This window comes from Corynebacterium sp. HMSC068H04 (assembly GCF_001811255.1).
Classification (GTDB): domain Bacteria; phylum Actinomycetota; class Actinomycetes; order Mycobacteriales; family Mycobacteriaceae; genus Corynebacterium; species Corynebacterium hesseae.
In genome coordinates this window covers 53,198-71,742 of record NZ_KV803996.1, presented here as the reverse complement: position 1 = coordinate 71,742, position 18,545 = coordinate 53,198, and the positions used below count along the sequence as shown (strand labels likewise).

The 18,545-nt window shown below is 65.2% G+C and carries 12 protein-coding genes; 8 read left to right on the top strand and 4 right to left on the bottom strand.

The window, feature by feature from the left end; translation table 11 throughout:
• Window positions 1–6: 6 nt before the first annotated feature.
• Window positions 7–1,491 carry an MmpA family trehalose lipid delivery protein gene (locus tag HMPREF2792_RS06310; protein WP_232748481.1) on the top strand — a complete coding sequence of 495 codons (1,485 nt, stop codon included), beginning with the start codon at window positions 7–9 and terminating at the stop codon, window positions 1,489–1,491.
• Here HMPREF2792_RS06310 and HMPREF2792_RS06305 read toward each other — a convergent pair.
• Window positions 1,415–2,497: a glycosyltransferase family 4 protein gene (locus tag HMPREF2792_RS06305; RefSeq protein WP_070531918.1), complete on the bottom strand. Its 1,083-nt coding sequence runs from the start codon at window positions 2,495–2,497 to the stop codon at window positions 1,415–1,417. The genes HMPREF2792_RS06310 and HMPREF2792_RS06305 overlap by 77 nt on opposite strands.
• A gap of 24 nt (window positions 2,498–2,521) precedes the next feature.
• On the opposite strand from HMPREF2792_RS06305, the gene HMPREF2792_RS06300 reads away from it, so the two are divergent.
• Window positions 2,522–3,286 (top strand): class I SAM-dependent methyltransferase, encoded by a 765-nt coding sequence (locus HMPREF2792_RS06300; RefSeq protein ID WP_070531914.1) that lies wholly within the window; start codon window positions 2,522–2,524, stop codon window positions 3,284–3,286.
• A 55-nt stretch (window positions 3,287–3,341) separates the two neighbouring features.
• On the opposite strand, the gene HMPREF2792_RS06295 is transcribed toward HMPREF2792_RS06300, so the two are convergent.
• Window positions 3,342–5,162, bottom strand: a complete 1,821-nt coding sequence (locus tag HMPREF2792_RS06295; protein ID WP_070531911.1) for a phosphoenolpyruvate carboxykinase (GTP) — start codon at window positions 5,160–5,162, stop codon at window positions 3,342–3,344.
• 357 nt (window positions 5,163–5,519) lie between these two features.
• Between HMPREF2792_RS06295 and trmB the strand changes: the two genes are divergently transcribed.
• The 6 genes from trmB to HMPREF2792_RS06260 all read left to right on the top strand — a co-directional run bounded on the left by trmB (window position 5,520) and on the right by HMPREF2792_RS06260 (window position 11,804).
• Entirely contained in the window at window positions 5,520–6,293 is a 774-nt protein-coding gene (trmB, locus tag HMPREF2792_RS06285) for a tRNA (guanosine(46)-N7)-methyltransferase TrmB (protein ID WP_070531906.1), read from the top strand.
• The gene (locus HMPREF2792_RS06280) at window positions 6,293–6,904 is read left to right on the top strand and encodes an NYN domain-containing protein (RefSeq protein WP_070523775.1); all 612 of its coding nucleotides are present in this window, start codon (window positions 6,293–6,295) and stop codon (window positions 6,902–6,904) included. Before trmB ends, HMPREF2792_RS06280 begins: the two co-directional genes overlap by 1 nt.
• 7 nt (window positions 6,905–6,911) lie before the next feature.
• Window positions 6,912–9,308 carry an MMPL family transporter gene (locus HMPREF2792_RS06275; protein WP_070531901.1) on the top strand — a complete coding sequence of 799 codons (2,397 nt, stop codon included), beginning with the start codon at window positions 6,912–6,914 and terminating at the stop codon, window positions 9,306–9,308.
• Entirely contained in the window at window positions 9,305–10,315 is a 1,011-nt protein-coding gene (locus tag HMPREF2792_RS06270; RefSeq protein WP_010188581.1) for a lysylphosphatidylglycerol synthase transmembrane domain-containing protein, read from the top strand. The genes HMPREF2792_RS06275 and HMPREF2792_RS06270 overlap by 4 nt, the downstream gene beginning before the upstream one ends.
• Complete coding sequence (locus HMPREF2792_RS06265) at window positions 10,316–10,663, top strand: DUF3054 domain-containing protein (protein WP_070523783.1); 348 nt, start codon at window positions 10,316–10,318, stop codon at window positions 10,661–10,663. It begins immediately after the preceding gene.
• 127 nt (window positions 10,664–10,790) lie between these two features.
• Window positions 10,791–11,804: an HNH endonuclease signature motif containing protein gene (locus HMPREF2792_RS06260; RefSeq protein ID WP_070531898.1), complete on the top strand. Its 1,014-nt coding sequence runs from the start codon at window positions 10,791–10,793 to the stop codon at window positions 11,802–11,804.
• A gap of 270 nt (window positions 11,805–12,074) precedes the next feature.
• Here HMPREF2792_RS06260 and HMPREF2792_RS06255 read toward each other — a convergent pair whose 3' ends face one another.
• Together HMPREF2792_RS06255 and HMPREF2792_RS06250 are read right to left on the bottom strand one after the other, a co-directional pair.
• The gene (locus HMPREF2792_RS06255; RefSeq protein WP_070531894.1) at window positions 12,075–13,646 is read right to left on the bottom strand and encodes an acyl-CoA carboxylase subunit beta; all 1,572 of its coding nucleotides are present in this window, start codon (window positions 13,644–13,646) and stop codon (window positions 12,075–12,077) included.
• Window positions 13,619–18,391, bottom strand: a complete 4,773-nt coding sequence (locus tag HMPREF2792_RS06250) for a type I polyketide synthase (protein ID WP_070531891.1) — start codon at window positions 18,389–18,391, stop codon at window positions 13,619–13,621. The genes HMPREF2792_RS06255 and HMPREF2792_RS06250 overlap by 28 nt, the downstream gene beginning before the upstream one ends.
• Window positions 18,392–18,545 lie beyond the last annotated feature (154 nt).

Sequence of the window (18,545 nt, the reverse complement as noted above, 5' to 3'; positions counted from 1 at the left end):
GCGCCCGTGATTACGTCCCGAGCATCCCTTGCGGTGCGCACTGCCCTCTGCGCCTGGGGCGTGGTACTCGTGCTCGCGGTGTGCTGGCCCTTCGTGCTGCCCGGCGAGTTCCTGTGGCGCGACATGGTGCTGCTTGACCGCCCAGCCCTGAGCGCCGCCGCCTTCGGCGCCGGTGACCTTCCCGCCCGCAATGCACCGCAGGACGGGGTGCTTGCCCTGCTCGGCGGGGCGTGGCTGGCCAGGGTCTTCATCCTTGCTGCCGCGAGCGCCTCGGCGTGGGTGGCGGGGCGGTGGGTGCGCGAGTCCAGCCCGTGGGCGGCAGCCGCGGCGATGGCGTGCGCGGTGGCCAATCCTTTTATCATCGAGCGCCTCCTGCAGGGCCAGTGGTCGTTGGCGGTCGCCGCCTGGCTGGCGCCCGTGATCGCGTGGGGTTGCCTCCATGCGCGCCCGCGCGTGGCGTGGTTGGCGCTGTGGGCCGCGTCCTTGACGCCCACCGGCGGCCTCTTCGGGGGGCTCATCGCGGTTGTCTGTGAGCGCGAAGGGCGAAGAAGATGGCTCTTCGCGGGCGGCTCAGTCTTGCTGTGGTTGCCGTGGCTAGTTCCAAGCCTCGTGGCCGGTTCGCCTACCACCCACGGCGACCCCGCCGCCCAGGCCGCGGCCTTCGCCCCGCGCGCGGAGGCCTACGTGGGTGCGGTCGGCTCGCTGCTCGGCTTCGGCGGCATCTGGAATGCCGCAGCAGTACCGGCTTCCCGCGCGCAGGGCTTCGCCCTGGCGGGACTTGCCGTCGCCGCCCTCGCTGTCCTGGGCGCTGCCCGCCTTCCCCGGCGCGAGCTGCGCCCGCTCGCGGCCCTGGCGGTTCTCGGCATGGGCCTGGCCATCCTCGGCGCACTCGCCCCCGGTCTCATCGCCTTCGCCGTGGAGCACATCCCCGGCGCGGGCCTGCTGCGCGATTCCTCCAAGCTCACCTTGCTCGCCCTACCGCTGGCCGTGGCGGGTATCGCGTCCCTGCGCCAGCTTCCCGCAGCACTCGCGCTGTGCGCCTGCCTGCTGCAGGCCCCCGATGCACCGCGGGAGCTCGCCGTGTTACGCCCACGCGAAACGGGCATCGACCGCCAGCTCGTCGAAGAGCTCGACGGCCGCCTGACCTTCTTCGCCGACCGCCCTGCCATGGTACCGCTCGACGGCGGCATTGCCCTCAACCCCTATTCCAAGGCCGCCAACAAACTCGACTCCGGCGAGCTCACCGTCGACGGTGTGACAGTGGATGAGCCATCGCCTCGCTACCTAGCGGCCACCGAAGCCTGGAACACGCGCGACCTCGCCCGGCTGGAGGAGCTCGGTGTGGGCGCGGTCGTCGAGGACGGCCGCATCGTCGCCACCACCAACGCGCAACCGGCACCCGCCCCGTGGGGGCTTAGCGCCGCCTGGTGCGCACTTCCGCTTCTAGCCGCTCTTCGAAGCGCGCACCGGTTTTCTCCCACGAAAAAGTAGCCGCCAACTCGCGTGCCGCGTTGCCTAAACGGTGGCGGAGGGAGGGGTCGTCGACAAGCATGCGCACCGCCTGCGCGAACTCCTCCTCGCGCTGCACCAGTACACCGGTCTTGCCATCGATGACGCTGTCTTGCAGGCCAAACACATAACCTACCGTGGGAACCCCATGTTGGGCCGCCTCCATGACTGCCAAACCCCAGCCTTCTTTTCGAGACGGCATGAGGTGAACATCAGCGCGAGCGAGCAGCGCATGCTTATAATCCTCCGTCACCTGACCACGGAAGCGCACGCGCTCCTCCACCCCGTGGGCGCGCGCATACTCGCGCAGGTGGGATTCCCACCAGCCGGAACCGATGACGTCAAGAAGCGCGCCCGGAATCCGCGCCACGGTGTCCATCGCGTGCTCAATCTGCTTGTGCGGCACCAAGCGCGACAGCGTCACCAGGTGGATATCGGCCTCGCGCTCCAAGGTGGGCACGTGTGACGGCAGGGGGTCCACGCCGTTCTCAATGATGTGCGCGCCGTGAATCCCCAGCTTCTCCAGGTCGCGCTTCGAAGCCTCCGAGACCGTCACCCACGTGTTCTCGCGATACAGCGCGGGCACCACGCGGGATTCCAGGAACCACCCCAGCCGCGACAAGACGGGCCCGGCCACCGGCCACTGCTCGCGGTGGCAGTGATGCGTCAGGATCACCACGGGCGCGCGGGTGGCCAGGCGCGCGAAGAAGGGAATGCCGTTGTGGGTATCCACCACAACGTCAACGTCGCGCGCGCCAAACTGCATCCACAACAGCGCGCGTGGATATACGCTGAACTTGGCCCCTGCGCGCGAATAAAGCACGCCGTTGCGGCGCTCGCGCTTGGCGGCGTTCATGTGGCGCGCGGTGCGGAAGACCACCTCGTGGCCCTGGGCAGCGAGGTATTCCCCGACGCGCTCGAGGTAGCGCTCGGAGCCGCCACCTTGTGGGTGGGTGGAATCGCGCCAGCACAAAAGAAGGATTTTCATGTCGAGGAACTAGCCTAGTGGGTTATGAAACGCACCCGTGCCTTGGCCACCCTGCGCCGCTCCTGGCGACTGCTGCGCTCCTTCCGCTTTGAGCAGACAGCGCCCGCGGTCTTTTATGGCGGTCTGGCTGAGGACACCGCCGCGCTTGTCGACGCCCTCTCCCGCGACCATTCCCTCTCCCTCACCGGCGCGCGCGTGCTCGACGTCGGGGGCGGGCCCGGCTATTTCGCTTCGGCCTTTGCCCAGCGCGGGGCCAGCTATGTCGGGCTGGAGCCGGACGTGGGCGAGATGGCCGCCGCCGGCATCGAGGTGGCCCAGGCCGTGCGCGGCGACGGCACTAGCTTGCCCTTCGCGGATGGCACCTTCGACATCACGTATTCCTCCAACGTGGCCGAGCACATCCCCAACCCGTGGGACATGGGTGAGGAGATGCTGCGCGTGACCAAGCCCGGCGGGTTGGTGATCTTGAGCTACACGGTGTGGCTGGGGCCCTTCGGCGGGCACGAGACCGGCCTGTGGGAGCACTACGTGGGCGGCGAGTTCGCCCGCGACCGCTACGCCCGCATCCACGGCCACCCGCCGAAAAACGTTTTCGGCACCTCACTCTTTGCGCTCTCCGCCCGCGAGGGCTTGGACTGGGCGCGCAGCGTGGCTCCGCCTAGTCCACAGGGCGCAGAATTCCTCGCGGCCTTTCCGCGCTACCACCCTGCCTGGGCCTGGTGGGTGCTCAAGGTGCCGGTACTGCGCGAGTTCCTCACCTCCAACCTGGTCCTCGTCCTGCGCGCTTAAGCCCCTAAAACGACGAAAGCTCCCCCGCAGGGGAGCATCCGTTTAACAGCGAAGATTAGGAGGCAGACTCAACGCGCTCCTTGAGCGCGGTGAACTGGTCCCACACCTCAGACGGAACGCGGGAGCCCAAGAAGGTCAGGTACTCCTTGTTGTCTTCCATGTCACCAGCCCAATCGGCCGGGTTCACGGAAAGGGCCTCGCGGACGTCCTCGATGTCGAAGTCGATACCGGTGAGGTCGATATCCTCCGGGCGGGCGGTGTGGCCCACGACGGTCTCGACGGCGTCGACCTTGCCCTCGATGCGGTCCACAATCCACTTGAGAACGCGGGAGTTCTCGCCGAAGCCCGGCCACAGGAAGCGACGGTCCTCACCGCGGCGGAACCAGTTCACCAGGAAGATGGCCGGCATACGGTCGCCGCCCTTTTCACCCATATCTACCCAGTGCTGCAAGTAGTCACCGGCGTTGTAGCCCATGAACGGCAGCATGGCCATCGGGTCGTGGCGCAGGGCGCCGACCTTTCCCTCGGCGGCAGCGGTCTGGCCGGAGGAGAGCAGGGCGCCAATCATGGTGCCGTGGTTCCAGTCGAAGGCCTGGGTCACCAGCGGGACGGTATCGGCGCGGCGGCCGCCGAAGAGGATGGCGTCAATCTTGACGCCCTTCCAGTCATCAAATTCCGGCGCAGCGGACGGGCACTGCGTAATCGGCACACAGTAGCGGGAGTTCGGGTGAGCCGCCTTGGTGGTCGAAGCCGGGGTCCAGTCGTTGCCATGCCAGTCGATGAGGTGCTCCGGGGCCTCGCCCATTTCCTCCCACCAGACATCGCCGTCGTCGGTCAGCGCGACGTTGGTGAACAGGGTGTTGCCCGGCTCCATCGTCTTCATGGCAATCGGGTTGGAATCGTAGTTGGTGCCCGGTGCCACGCCGAAGAAGCCGTTCTCCGGGTTGACGGCGTACAGGCCGTCCTCGCGCAGCTTCATCCACGCGATGTCATCGCCCACGACCTCAGCCGACCAGCCCGGAATCGTCGGGGTAATCATGGCCAGGTTGGTCTTACCGCAGGCGGACGGGAAGGCGGCCGCGATGTGGTACTTCTTGCCCTCCGGGTTGGTGAGCTTCAGGATGAGCATGTGCTCTGCCATCCAGCCCTCTTCCTTCGCCATGACGGAAGCAATACGCAGCGCGTAGCACTTCTTGGCCAAGATGGCGTTTCCGCCGTAGCCGGAGCCGTAGGACCAAATCTCCTTGGTCTCCGGGAACTGCGTGATGTACTTCTTGTCATTGCACGGCCAGGCGACATCCTCCTGGCCCGGCTCCAGCGGGGCGCCCACGGAGTGCAGAGCGTGGACAAAGTCGCCATTGTCCCCGATCTTGTCCAGGGCCTGCTGGCCCATGCGGGTCATAATGCGCATGGAGAGCACAACATAAGCCGAGTCGGTGAGCTGCACGCCGAGCTTCGGGTCCGGATCACTAATCGGGCCCATGCAGAACGGCACGACGTACATGGTGCGGCCCTTCATGGAGCCGCGGAAGGCCTCGGTCATCTCTTCCTTCATGGCTGCCGGCGGGGCCCAGTTATTGGTCGGGCCAGCGTCCTCAGCAGTCTCGGTGCAGATGAAGGTGCGGGACTCCACGCGGGCAACATCCGAAGGATTCGAGCGAGCCAGGTAGGAGTTCGGGCGCTTCTCCTCGTTGAGCTTAATCAGGGTGCCCTTTTCCACTAGCTCGGCGGCGAGGCGGTCAGCCTCCTCCTGGGAGCCGTCTACGAAGACGACCTCTTCCGGCTGGAAGAGCTCGACGCTCTCACTGATCCACGAAATAAGCTTCTCGTTCTTCGTGGGCAGTTCACCTACAAGGCCCTTAATAGTTGCGGTCATCTCACATTCTCCTGTGGTCGGTGTGGCCAGGGTGCTTTATTTCGCCGAAGGTTCCCCCAACGACGTTTCACCAACCAGAGTACGGACACTGGTGATGACAGAATGTGTAATGCCCGCCACCCCGGTTATATCCACCCAGTTCATATCGACTATGTCGAGGACAGCGGAGTGTGAAATGTGGCACCCACCGCCCTCAATCGCCCCCATACGGGGGTTTCGTTTCTGTGGATCACCCATCCCGTACGCCCGTCCCGCTACCCCCACGGCGTCCTGTGTGGCCTCCACCGAGGCGCCCCTCCACCCTCCACGGCGCGGCACGTTGCCCCTCACCCCTGCTTAAGGGAACAATGTCAACTGATGAATAGCGCAGACTCTTCCCAGAATCCCGCCGCGCAGATGCCTCACGGCCGCGGCCTCCAGACGGATTTCAACGCCGAGTTCAACAATGATTTGGACTACCCACGCCTCGGCAACGTGACCTTCCGTCGCGGCACCCTCACCGACAACCAGAACGCCCTCTTCGAGGAGCACTGGCCACGGTTGGGGCGCCTGCTTGCCGACGAACCCCTCGACATACCCGCCTGGTTCGGCCGCGAGGGGGCGAAGACCATCGTCGAGATCGGCTCCGGCACCGGTACCTCAACCGCAGCCATGGCGCCACTCGAGCAGGACACCAATATCATCGCCGTCGAGCTCTACAAGCCGGGCCTGGCCAAGCTGCTAGGTTCCATCGTGCGCAACGATATTGAGAACATCCGCATGGTCCGCGGCGATGGCATCGAGGTTCTCATGCGCATGTTCGCGCCCGAGTCCCTCGACGGTATCCGCATCTTCTTCCCGGATCCGTGGCCCAAGGCCCGCCATCACAAGCGGCGCATCATCCAATCCGGCACGCTCAATCTTTTTGCTTCCCGCCTGAAACCCGGCGGCGTGCTCCACGTGGCCACCGACCACGCCGGCTACGCCGAGTGGATTAATGAGCTCGTCGAGGTCGAGCCTTCCCTCGACTACAAGGGCTGGCCCTGGCCGGAGTGCCCCATCCTCACCGACCGCCAGGTCATCACCAAGTTTGAGGGCAAAGGCCTGGATAAGGAACACGTCATCACCGAGTACCTGTGGGAGAAGAAGTAATGGCCGGAACCTACCTTCTGGTGTGGGACGCACCCAACATGGACATGGGGCTCGGCGCCATCCTCGGGGGGCGCCCCACCGCCGCCTACCGCCCGCGTTTCGACGCCATCGGCCGCTGGCTGGTGGACCTGGCCTTCGATAACGACGCCACCCCTGAGGCCGCCGTTTTCACCAACGTCAGCCCCGGCGGCGCCGACGTCATCCGCCCCTGGGTCGAGGCCATCCGCAACGTCGGCTTCGCCGTGTTTGCCAAGCCAAAGCTCCACGAGGACGATGATGTCGACCCCGACATGGTCGAATACATCAAGGCCAACCGCGAGAACCTCTCCGGTGTCATCGTGGCTTCTGCCGACGGCCAGAACTTCCAGCACCTGCTTGAGCAGCTCTCCGCTTCCGGCCTGCCCACCTGCGTGCTTGGATTCCACGAGCACACCTCCTGGGCGCTGACCCATCCCGATATCGAGTTCGTCGACCTCGAAGACATCGAGGGTGTCTTCCGCGAACCGCTGCCGCGCGTGAACCTGGACAACCTGCCTCCAGGCGGCGCCTGGCTGCAGCCTTTCCGCCCGCTGTCCGCGCTGCTGCCGGACCGCGCGCCCGAGCACAATTAGGAGCCGCATGTTTTATTCTTGGGGCCGCTTCTCCTATGCCCACCGCAAGGTCATCCCGCTCATCATCGTGGGTCTCATCCTCGGCCTCTTCTTCGGCTTCGGCACCCGCCTGGGTGACCGGATGAGCCAGGAGGGCTGGGAGGATCCTTCGGCGGCGTCGACAAGCGCGGCGCAGATCGAGCTCGAGACTTTCGGCCGGGACAATTCCGGCGACGTCATCCTGCTTTTCGATGACCCCGATGCCCACGCCACCGAAGCCAAGGCCTTCCTGGATGAGCTCAAGGCGCAGCACCCGGAGCAGATCGACTCCGTGACCAGCTACTTTGATAAGCGCAACCCGAACCTCATCACGCAGGATCACTCCACGGCCTTCGCCGCCATCGGTCTGAAGGGCGACGGCGAGCAGACTCTCAAGGACTTCCGCGTCATCGAGGATTCGCTGCACGCTGCCGACGTCCCCGTGCAGGTCGCGGGCGCCACCGCCGTGGCTGACGCGCTGGATGAGGGCATGTCCAAGGACATCTCCCGCGCGGAGAAGGCCGCTCTGCCGCTCGTCGGGCTGCTGCTGCTGATCGTCTTCGGCTCCGTCGTCGCGGCCTTCATGCCGCTCGTCGTGGGCGGGCTGTCCATCCTGGGCTCGCTGGGCATCCTCTCGATCCTGGCTGGCTTCCAGCAGGTCAACGTGTTCGCGCAGGCCGTCGTCACGCTGCTGGGACTGGGCCTGGCCATCGACTATGGCCTGTTCATGGTCTCCCGCTTCCGTGAGGAGCTGGACAAGGGCCGCGATACCAAGGAGGCCGTGGCGATCACCACCGCCACCGCCGGCCAGACCGTGGTCTTTTCCGCCGCGATGGTGGCCGTGTCCCTCTCCGGGCTCTTCCTCTTCCCGCAGGCCTTCCTCAAGTCCGTTGCCTACGGCTCCATCTCCGCCGTCGGCCTCGCCGCACTCCTGTCGGTCATGGTGCTGCCGTCGTTGTTTGGCATGCTGGGTCACAATATCGATAAGTGGACTGTGCGAAAGACCTCGCGGCGCGGGCGCCGCATCGAGGACACGTGGTGGTACCGGATGCCACGCTGGGCCATGGGCCGCGCGGGTCTAATGACCACCGCCATCTGCGCCCTGCTCATCGCGCTGGCCCTGCCGGTGCTGGGCGTGAAATTCGGCGGTATCAACGAGACCTACCTGCCGCCCAACCAAGACGCGCGCGTGGCGCAGGATCAGTTCAACGAGCAGTTCCCCTCCTTCCGCACCGAGCCGGTCAAGCTGGTGGTGAAGAACGCGACGAATGAGCAGCTTGTCGACGTCGTCATGCAAGCCCGCTCCATCCAAGGCCTTACCGAGCCAATGGGCCCGAAGACCGCGACCGTCGACGGCACCACCGTCCTCGGCGCCGGTATCCAGGACCGCGAGGACTACGCACGAATCGTCCACGAGCTCGAGAACATTGAGGCACCCGACGGCGTGGAGCTTTATGTCGGCGGCACCCCGGCCATGGAAGTCGAGTCCCTCGACGCGCTCTTCGACACGCTACCCTGGATGGCCCTCTACGTGGTGCTGGCCACCTTCATCCTCATGGCGCTGGTCTTCGGCAGCTTCATCCTGCCGCTCAAGGCCATCATCATGACGCTGCTCTCGCTGGGTGCAACGCTGGGCATCTTGACGCTCATGTTCGTCGATGGCCTCGGCTCCGGCCTGCTCAACTTCACCGCTGGTCCGCTCATGAGCCCGATTCTGGTGCTCATCATCGCCATCGTCTTTGGCCTGTCCACGGACTACGAGGTCTTCCTAGTCTCGCGCATGGTAGAAGCCCGCCGCCGGGGCGCTTCCACGGACGAGGCCATCGCGGCGGGTACCGCGCACACCGGCGGCATCATCACGGCGGCCGCGCTCATCATGATTGTGGTCGCGGGAGCCTTTGGCTTCTCCGACATCGTGATGATGAAATACATCGCCTTCGGCATGATTTTTGCACTGCTTATCGACGCCACCATCGTCCGCATGCTCCTCGTCCCCGCCGTCATGCACCTGCTGCGCGAGGACAACTGGTGGGCCCCGCGCTTCCTCACACGCCTGACCCACCGCCTCGGCGGCGAGAACTCCCCAGCTGCCGAGCCGGTGCCCACCGCCCCAGTACTGAACAACGAAGAGGCCGCACCGACTGAACAGGCTGCGCCGTCCCCCGCCGTTACTACCGAGCGGGACGAGCCGCGTTCTTCGACTGGGTCCACCGAGCAGGCCGACGCGCCCCATTCTCCCGTGACTCCGGCAGAACAGGTTGAGGAGGCGTCGCCAAGCACGGCGAACGAAGCCGCCGTACGCGGGGACCGCAGCGCCGATACTGACGAGGAGCTCATCCCCTTCTCCGAGCTGGTCAAGCGCCTCAATTCCACGGATGGTCGATGAAAAAGAACTGGCTGACCTGGATAATTTCCCTGCTGATTCTGGCCGCGCTGGCGTGGTTCTTCCGCGACCAGCTGGACTTCATCTCCGAGGGATTGCGCCGCCTGCGCCACGCTGAGCCTTTCCCCGTGGTGCTGGTGGTGTTCTTCGCACTGCTGTCCATCGCGGGTATGGCGGAAGTGATGAAGCGGCTCATCGGCGCAGGCGGCGTCAAGGTGCCACTGCGCGAAACCTATGCCATCACGCTGGCCTCCAATGCCTGGTCCACGACTCTGCCGGCGGGCCCTGCCTTTTCGGCTTTGCTCACCTTCCAGGTGCAGCGCCGCTGGGGTGCGTCGGTGGCGCTGTGCAGTTACTTCCTGTTTCTGTCCTCGATCATTAGCTCGATGTTCCTCGCGCTCATTGGCTTGGGCGGGGTGTTTTTCCTCAACGCGGATATGGCGCTGGGGTCGCTCATCACCACGGTTGTCCTCATGCTCGCCGCCCTCGGTGGCATTTTCTGGTTGACCTCGCACCCAGTAACTCTTGAGCGCTGGCTGCGCAAGCTGCGGCCCGGCCCGAAGCGGGACCGTGCGATCCAAGAGGTCCGCAACCTGGGCGAGGTCCACCTTTCGCGCGGCCCCTTTGCTGTGGTTGCTGGGGCGTCGCTGGTTCACCGCCTGGCCGATATGGCAGCGCTGTGGGCATCCGTGTGGGCGGTGACCGGGGAGATCCCATGGCTGCGCGCCGGCGCCGATGACACCACCCTGGCCGGTGTGGCCCTGGCCTTCCTCGCGGCGAAGCTGGCTGGCTCCGCGCAGGTCACCCCGGGTGGCGTGGGCACGGTGGAGGCCGCGCTCATCACCCCTCTGGTGGCGACAGGCCTGACCGTGGTGCACGCCACCTCCGCGGCCATCATCTACCGGCTTATTTCCTTTGCGCTCATCACTATCATTGGATGGGTCATCTACTTCGCCCACTACGCCCGCGATGGCTTTTCTTACGCGGCGTTGAACCGGAAGGAATCCTAAATGCGCGTTGCCCCGCTTATCGACGTCCTCGCTCTCGCCCTCTTCGCCATCTTCGCCCGCCTGGCGCACGGTGGTCTGAGCTTTAGCTCGTGGGTTGATGCCTTCTGGCCGTGGACCGTGGGCGCACTCGTGGGCTGGATCATCATCATGGCGACGAAGCTGAGCGGCCTGTGGAAGGAGGGCGTCGTCGTGTGGCTGAGCGCCATCATTGGCGGTATGGCCCTGTGGATGCTGGTCAACGGCCGCCTGCCGCACTGGTCCTTCCTCATCGTGGCCACCGTAATGTCGGCGCTGTTCTTCTTTGGCTGGCGAGCCATCGCGGCCTTTGCTTCCCGCTCCCGCGCCTAGAATCTGTGACATAGTCGGTTACCCGTCGACCTTCTTTCACCCCTTTACGCCCTTGCAAATGGACGTTTGAGCTGGGAGTTTGGCGTTCCGGTTGCGGGGTACTTCGGGGCGGTTTAGTGTGTGAGGCATGAAGTTGGGGGACTTACTCGGGGTACTCGCTCGCGGCATGCACGTCGTCTCCTTGTGCGCAGGGCACACGCACGAGGACATGCTGGCGCTGGGCGCGACGCCGCGCGTGGCGCGGCAGCTCGAGGGACTCCACCGCGTGTATTTTGGCCAGACTGCTTTCAGCGCCAAGCAGCGCCGCGCGCGGGAGACTAACCATGCGCTGGATACGCTGCTGCAGATTGAACGACACGTCGCGCGAGTCAAGAACTCGCGCCAGGCATGGGACTTGCGAGTGGAATTGTGTGCGACCCCAGAAGGCGAGATCGCGCGTGTGGCGAAGCGCAGGCTCGCGGAGCTCACACCCGAGCCCACACCTGGCGTCCGCGTGCGACGCAGCACGGGCGGCATGCACAAGCTCATCATCACCGACCGCCCGCGCGCGATTGCCAATTTAGTGGGTACGCTCAAAGCCACATCAGAGGACCTGCTCAAGGCAGTCCACGAGGTCTTTTCCGGCAGCGGCGCGCCAAAACCGGCGTTGCACGCGCACGTCATTGTGCGCCTCGAACAGCTGGACAAGATTGTGCGGGGCGAGGGCGATGACATCCTTCTGCAGGCAACCGACGGCGGCACGATGACAGGCGCGGAGTTCCTTCGCACCACATTCGCCGAGCGCGGCTTCGTCTCCCTCTTCCACCCAGTCGAGGGGCCGGTCAATGTGTATTACGGCAGCCGCTTCGCCAACGACAAGCAACGAATCCTGCTCAGTGCAGAGCATCCGACGTGTGCTTGGCTCGGCTGCACAAGACCCGCCGCGGAATGCCAGATGCACCACATCAGAAGGTGGCAGGATGGCGGGCCGACCAACCTCGACAACCTCGTGCCGCTGTGCAAGTACCACAACGCCATCAATGACGATGACCCCGCCCGCCCCACGCATCGCGGGCGTATCGACCGCATCGAAGGACGCATGGCGTGGCTGCCTCCCGACGGTGGACCGCCAGTCCCCATACCCAGCCCGGTCTGGGATTAAAAAAGCCCCTCCGCAAGGAGGGGCTAGAAGCGCTGGCTTACTTCGAGCTCAGGGCGGAAACGTCCACGCCGGCCTGGTTGAGCAGCATAAAGACGAGGTTGATGATGTCACCGCTGAGGTCAAGAACGCTAGAGAGCATTGGGTTTCTCCTTTGATTGAATTCCTAGTCTTTAGGCTTATCGGATAAAACAGGCTCACATGTTACGCCGAGACACAAAATTCAGCGCGATCCGCAGGCCTTCTTTAGACTCTATCCTGGCTCAGACGACGCTAGAGCGGGGAGATGGTGTGCTTCTTGGGCAGGTCCTTCTCCTGCTTATCGGCAAGCTGGCGCAGCGCGCGGCGCAGGGCCAAGCGCGACTCGGAGGGCTTAATCATGCCGTCGAGGTAGCCACGCTCCGCGGCGACATAAGGCGCGGTCATGGTCTCGTCGTAGAAGTCCATGAACATCTTCTTCGTCATCGCGCGTTGCTCTGGGGTCTCGGCGGCCTCGAGCTGCTTGCCCGCAATCATGACCACGGCGGCGGCCGAGCCCATCACGGCGATCTGGGCCGTCGGCCACGCCAGGTTGATATCACCGGTCAGGTTCTTCGAGCCCATCACGGCATAAGCACCGCCATAAGCCTTGCGCACAATCAGCGAGACCTTCGGCACGGTGGCCTCCACCACGGCAAACGCAAACTTCGCGCCGCGGTGAATCAAGCCCGCCTTCTCCTGGTCCACGCCCGGCAGGTAACCCGGCGTATCCACCACAAAGACCAGCGGGATGTTGTAGGCATCGCAAATACGGATAAAGCGCGCGCCCTTATCGGCGGCATCCGCATCGATACAACCCGCTGAATGCATCGGGTTATTGGCCACAAAACCCACGGCCTTGCCATCAATGCGCCCAAAGGCGGTAATGACGTTGGGGGCGTAGTTTTCCTGAATTTCGATGAGATCGTCATCGTCGCCAAGCTGCGTGAGCAGGTCCATCATGTCGTAGCCGGCGTTCGTATCATCCGGCATGAAGGAATCCAGCTCGGTGTCCTGGGCTACCTCCTCATCAGAAGGCGCATCGAAGACCGGGGATTCGTCGAAGCAGGTCAGCGGCAGGTGGTCCAACAAATCGCGCACCATGTCAAAGGCCTCATCCTCCGAGGGCACCACGACAGACACGTTGCCGTTGAGCTCCTGCTGGCGCGCGGAGCCCAAGTCGTGGGAGGAAATTTCCTCGCCCGTGACCTCCTTGATCACGTTCGGGCCCGTCACGTACATTTCCGCCTCACCATCGACGGCGATGATGAAGTCCGTGGTCACCGGCGCATACACCGCGCCACCGGCGGACTTGCCCATCATGATGGAAATCTGCGGGCTGCGGCCGGACAGCGGCAGCTGGCGGCGGGCAATCTCGGAGTACATGGCCAGAGACGTCACCGCATCCTGGATGCGCGCGCCGCCGGAATCCTGGATACCGATAACCGGGCAGCCAATCTTGATGGCCAAATCCATGATGTCGGTGACCTTCTTACCAAAGGTCACGCCCACGGAACCGCCGTACACCGTCTTGTCGTGGGCATAGATGCAGACAGGGCGGCCGTTGATGCGGCCGTGGCCGGTGACCACGCCGTCGGAGTAAATCGCGTCCGGGTCGCCGGGGGTCTTGCCCAGGGCGCCGGTTTCGACGAAGGAGCCTTCGTCGAGAAGCGCGGCGATGCGTTGGCGCGGAGTCGAACGCCCAGCTTCGTCGCGGCGTGCCCGGGAGCGCTCGCTGCCGGGGTCCTGGGCACGCTCGAGGCGCTCGCGTAGGTCCGCTAGCTTGTCAGCGGTGCTAGTCACTTCCGAATCTTCTCCTCGATCCATTCCTCCATGTGCTTGCCCACGATACCGATTGCGGGCTCGTCGGGAACCGCCAGGTGGTCGCCCGGCAGCTGCACAATCTCCAGATCCTTCACGATAACGCCCCAGCCGCCGTCCGGGTTAATCTCCGCATAGGCAGGCTCGAGTTCGATGGCGCCGTCGTGCATGCGCTCGGAGCGGAACAGGATGACGGGCACGCTTACCGACGCCCACCTTCCCATATCCAGCGAGCCCAAAATCTGGTTGTCCACGAAGGATGCGCGCTGGTGCTCCAGCACGCCGGCGGACAGGCCGTGCTCGGAGGCATCGGTGGAGCTGAGGAATTCGGCGAGCATGGCCATGAGTGCGTCTTCGCCGACGGTCTCCAGCATTTCGTAGGGCGGCTCGAAGTCGAGACCGTAGGTCTTCTTGGCAAAGGCGGCGTAGCGACCCCAGCGGGCCTTGGTTTCCTCCAGCGTCTTCGGTGCCGGGTGGGCCGGTTGGGTGGTATCCAGCAGCGCGATGAAGGCAACCTCAGCAGTATCCTCGCCGCGAGCTTGACGTTCCTGCAGCTGGTAGGCCACCTCATAGGCCAGCGCGCCGCCGAAGGACCAGCCGCCGAGCACGACCTTGCGCCCGCGCGCGTAGTGCAGGATGTCCTCGATATAGGCGGCAGCGCGATCCTCCAGGCTGCCCTCGATGCGCTCCACGCCGTAGACCGCAACATCCGCCGGCAGGCGGCGAGTCAGCGGCTGGTACACCACGGTCGTGCCGCCGGCTGGGTGGAACATGAAGACGGCGGGGCCATCGGCCTCGCGCAGGACGCGGATGTTGCCCTCGACCTCAGTCTCCAGGCCCTCGCGGACCAGATCCGCGAGGTTCTCCAGCGCTTCGGCCTCGTGGACCTGGTGCGCAGTGACCTCGATGCCAGCGCGCTCGGTGAGGCGTTCGGCAATCTTTTCTGCCACCTCATCGCTGACCTGCGGTAGCGCGGAGGTCACGCCGGCTGCGGCCGTACCTGTGAAGGTGGCCCAGGTGCCGAAGACCATGCGCTCGGAGGCATCGCGCGGTGCAACGCCCACGCCTTCGCCGCCCTTCGCGCTCACCGCGGAGGCGTCTGGGGTGGTGTCGTCGCTCTCGGTGAGCGCGGAGGGTGCGTCGGCGGTCGCGTCGGCGCTTGCGGTTGCGGCATCGGGCTGCTCGGACACGGCCTCTTCGACCATGGTGATGACGTCGGCGAGGGAGGCGTCGCGAAGCGCCTGCACCTGCAGCGGCGGAATCTGGAAGTCATTCTCCACCCGGTTCTTGATGCGCATGCCCATGAGCGAATCCAGGCCCAGATCAATGAGCGGCAGCTCGCGCGGGAGATCGGAGACGTCGTAGCCCATGGACTCCGACACGATGAGCGCCAAGCGCTCCTCCACGCTCTCCTTCTCCGGGTCCCAGCGCACGGCGTCGACCCCTACGTCGGGGTCAGCAAACTGCGGCGCGGTCACGGCCTGCGGCAGGCTCGGCTCGGCCGTCGGGGTGGGTTCTGCAAGGTTAAGGGTCGAGGCAAAACCTTCCGCAACAAGCTTGGTGGTCGCTCCATCCACGTAGTGCACCGCCACCGACAGCCCGCCCAGCGTGCGGCGAACAATGGTGGTGACCTCGCCCTTCGCGGGCAGATCCAGGTGCTCCTCGCTCGCCGCGATGTGCGCGCCCGGGGTGACGGCCTCGGCGGCGGCCTCCAGGATGGCCAGCGCGCTCGGCGCCTGGTCAGCGTTCGTGGAGAACGCCACCGCGCCCTCCGGCAGCGTCACGCGCGCGCCCGGCAGGCCGGACACACCCGACGAGGGACGAGCGTTGGTCCAGAAACGCTGGCGGCGGAAGCGGGTATGCGGGGCGGCGACAAGCGCGCCCGAGCCAAAGACCTTAGTGTAGTTCACCGGAGTTCCCGCGACGTAGAGCTTGCCCAGCAGATCCAACAGCGACTCGGTGGGATCCACCTTGCGCTTCAAGCTGTAGAGCAGCTGCGCATCCGCCTTGCCCGCAGCAAAGGCCGTGGACATCAGGCCCATGAGCGCAATCGGGTTCGGGGAAATCTCAACGATCTGCATGTGGCCCGCCGCAAAGGCTGCCTCCGCTGCGTCCTGCAGGTAGACGGGCTTGCGGGTCATGCGGATCCAGTAGTCCTCATCGTGCAGCACCGTACCGGGGCGGTAGACCTTGCCGCGGTCCACGGAGGAGAAGAGCGTCGTGTGTAGCGGACGGGTCTCGATGCCAGCGATCTCCGCATAGAGCTCACCGAGGAGCGGGTCGACGGCGGAGGTGTGGCCCGCGCCCTTGACGTTGAGCGCGCGGGCGAACTTGCCCTCGCCTTCGAGGCGCTCCACCAGCGCGAGGACCTCTTCGCGCGGACCACCGACGGTGGTCATGCCGGGGCCGGTGTACACGGCAGGTTCGATGGAACCCGGAAGGGCGTCAATCTCCTCGGCGGAGAGCTCGACGACGGCCATGGCGCCCTGCTGATCGTCGGGAAGCGAGGCCTCGCCCTCCCCCATCAGGCGTGCGCGGTGGCAGGCGATGAGCATGGCGTCGGCCGCCGTGATGCCGCCCGCAGCATAGGCCGCGCCGATCTCACCCATGGACATGCCGATAACGCCGGCAGGGCGCACGCCGAAGGTGGCGAGCAGATCCGTCAGCGCTATCTGGATGGCGGTGATGGCCACCTGCGCGGTTTCGGTGTTGTAGGTCTGGGCGTCGTCGTGCACCAGCTCCAGGATGGACCAGCCGGATTCGCGCTGCACGATGGCGTCGAGCTCCTCCAGGCGCTCCTTGAACAGCGGCGAGATCTCAATCATGTCCTTGGCCATCTTGCGGTGCTGGGAGCCAAAGCCGGAGTACATGAAGACGGGGCCGTGGACGGAGGGAGAATCCGCCGCGGCGATGCCCACGGAGACGGTTCCCTCGGCGACCTGTCGCAGGCGCTTGACAGCTTCCTCGCTGGACGACGCCACCACTACCGCACGCGAGCGCCCATGGTTGCGGCGCGCAAGGGTACGGGCCAGGGAAAGCAGGTTCGGGTTCTCTGCCTCGATATAGTCCGCCAAGTCGGAAGCCGCTGCGGCGCGGCGGGAGGGCAGCAGGCCGGAGACCGGCAGGGCCACTGGCTGCCCCTCGCCGATGGCGACCTGCGGGGCGTCCTGGTGGGTCAGCCCGCGGTAGTCGGTCAACACCACGTGGGCATTGGTGCCGCCGAAGCCGAAGCCGGAGACACCCGCGACCTTCTGGCCGGAATATTCGGGCCATTCGCGCGGATCCTCGACCACTTCGAGGTGCTCGGCGTCGAAATCGATATAGCGGTTGGGGCCCGCGTAGTTGATATTCGGCGGGATGACGCCGTGGCGCATTCCTTCGATGACCTTGATGAGGCCCACCACGCCGGCGGCGGACTCGGAGTGGCCGATGTTGGTCTTGGCAGAACCCAGCAGGGTCGGGTTCGCGGCCTGGCGGCCCGGGCCCAACACGCGACCGAGCGCGGTGGCCTCGATGGGGTCACCGAGGATGGTGCCGGTGCCGTGGGCCTCGACGTAGTCCACGTCCTGCGGGCGGATGCCGGCGTCGGCATAGGCGCGCTCGAGGACGTCGACCTGTGCCTCCGGGTTGGGGGCGGTCAGGCCGTTGGAGTGGCCGTCGGAGTTGACCGCGGTGCCCTTGATGACGGCGTGGATGGTGTCGCCATCGCGCTCGGCGTCCTCGAGGCGCTTGAGCACGAGCACGCCCGCGGCATCCGCGCGGACGATGCCATCGGCATCATCGGAAAAGGCGTGGATGGCGCTGGTGGGCGAGGTAACTCCCAGCTCGCTAAAGCCAATGGAGGCGTGCGGCGAGGCCAAGATGTTCACGCCGCCGGCGAGTGCCGTATCAGCCGCACCCACGCGCAGGTCCTTGACCGCCTGGTTGACCGCCACGAGGGAGGCGGAGCACGCGGTGTCCACGTTGATGGAAGGGCCGCGCAGATCGAAGGCGTAGGACAGGCGGTTGGCAATAATCGCCGAGGACGTACCCGTCATGGCATAGGGATGCATCTCGGCCGGATCGGCGGTAATGAGCATGCCGTAGTCATTGTTGGTGGAGCCCATGTAGACACCGGTGGCGGTGCCGCGCAGCTGGTTGGCGGGCACGCCGGCGTCCTCGAGGGCCTCCCACGAGACCTCCATGAGGATGCGCTGCTGCGGGTCCATGTTGGCCGCCTCCAGCGGGGAGAGGCCAAAGAACTCGGGGTCGAAGGAAGCGATGTCCTCGATATAGCCACCGTCGGTGTTCTGCTGCTCAATCTTTTCGCTGGTAATGGGATCGGAAGAGTATTCCGACCAGCGCCCGACAGGCAGCGGGCCGGTGCCAGCGCGGCCTTCGACGAGCATGGTCCAGAACTCATCAACGTTTTTGGCGCCCGGGAAGCGGCCAGCGTAACCGATGACGGCGATGTCACCGCCCGCGATGGTGGCCGGGCGTGGCGACGCCTCCTTCGGCGCGCTCTCCCCTGCAGCGGCTGCACCGTTGACCAGGCGCTCAGCCAGCTGCGCGATGGTGGGATACTCGTAGGCCACGGTGGGCTCGAGCTTAATGCCGAGGAGGTTCTCTAATTCGCCGGAAAGGACCACTGCGTCACGCGAGGACAGCCCAAAATTCTCCAGCGGTTTGGTGTCCGTGATTTCCTCTGCCGACAGGCCGGTGGTCTGCGCGACCCAGGTGCGCAACCAGCCACGAAGCTCTTCAACGGTCATAAATCTCTAGCTTTCTTACGCGGACTAAAAAATATCTAACTCTGTATTCGATTTTGCGCAGCACAAAAGCGCGCACGTCGAAGCGTACATAGGGGTTATCGACCAATTATCTCACTTTGTTAACTTGGGTTTCATAACCGACATACCCACAGGC

Excerpts from the sequence above, each read along its gene's own strand:
- HMPREF2792_RS06270 (WP_010188581.1), top strand. The coding sequence starts at position 9,305 with ATGAAAAAGAACTGGCTGACCTGGATAATTTCCCTGCTGATTCTGGCC.
- HMPREF2792_RS06265 (WP_070523783.1), top strand. The coding sequence starts at position 10,316 with ATGCGCGTTGCCCCGCTTATCGACGTCCTCGCTCTCGCCCTCTTCGCC.
- HMPREF2792_RS06305 (WP_070531918.1), bottom strand. The coding sequence starts at position 2,497 with ATGAAAATCCTTCTTTTGTGCTGGCGCGATTCCACCCACCCACAAGGT.
- HMPREF2792_RS06260 (WP_070531898.1), top strand. The coding sequence starts at position 10,791 with ATGAAGTTGGGGGACTTACTCGGGGTACTCGCTCGCGGCATGCACGTC.
- HMPREF2792_RS06275 (WP_070531901.1), top strand. The coding sequence starts at position 6,912 with ATGTTTTATTCTTGGGGCCGCTTCTCCTATGCCCACCGCAAGGTCATC.
- HMPREF2792_RS06300 (WP_070531914.1), top strand. The coding sequence starts at position 2,522 with ATGAAACGCACCCGTGCCTTGGCCACCCTGCGCCGCTCCTGGCGACTG.
- HMPREF2792_RS06295 (WP_070531911.1), bottom strand. The coding sequence starts at position 5,162 with ATGACCGCAACTATTAAGGGCCTTGTAGGTGAACTGCCCACGAAGAAC.
- HMPREF2792_RS06280 (WP_070523775.1), top strand. The coding sequence starts at position 6,293 with ATGGCCGGAACCTACCTTCTGGTGTGGGACGCACCCAACATGGACATG.
- HMPREF2792_RS06255 (WP_070531894.1), bottom strand. The coding sequence starts at position 13,646 with ATGGATCGAGGAGAAGATTCGGAAGTGACTAGCACCGCTGACAAGCTA.
- HMPREF2792_RS06250 (WP_070531891.1), bottom strand. The coding sequence starts at position 18,391 with ATGACCGTTGAAGAGCTTCGTGGCTGGTTGCGCACCTGGGTCGCGCAG.
- trmB (WP_070531906.1), top strand. The coding sequence starts at position 5,520 with ATGAATAGCGCAGACTCTTCCCAGAATCCCGCCGCGCAGATGCCTCAC.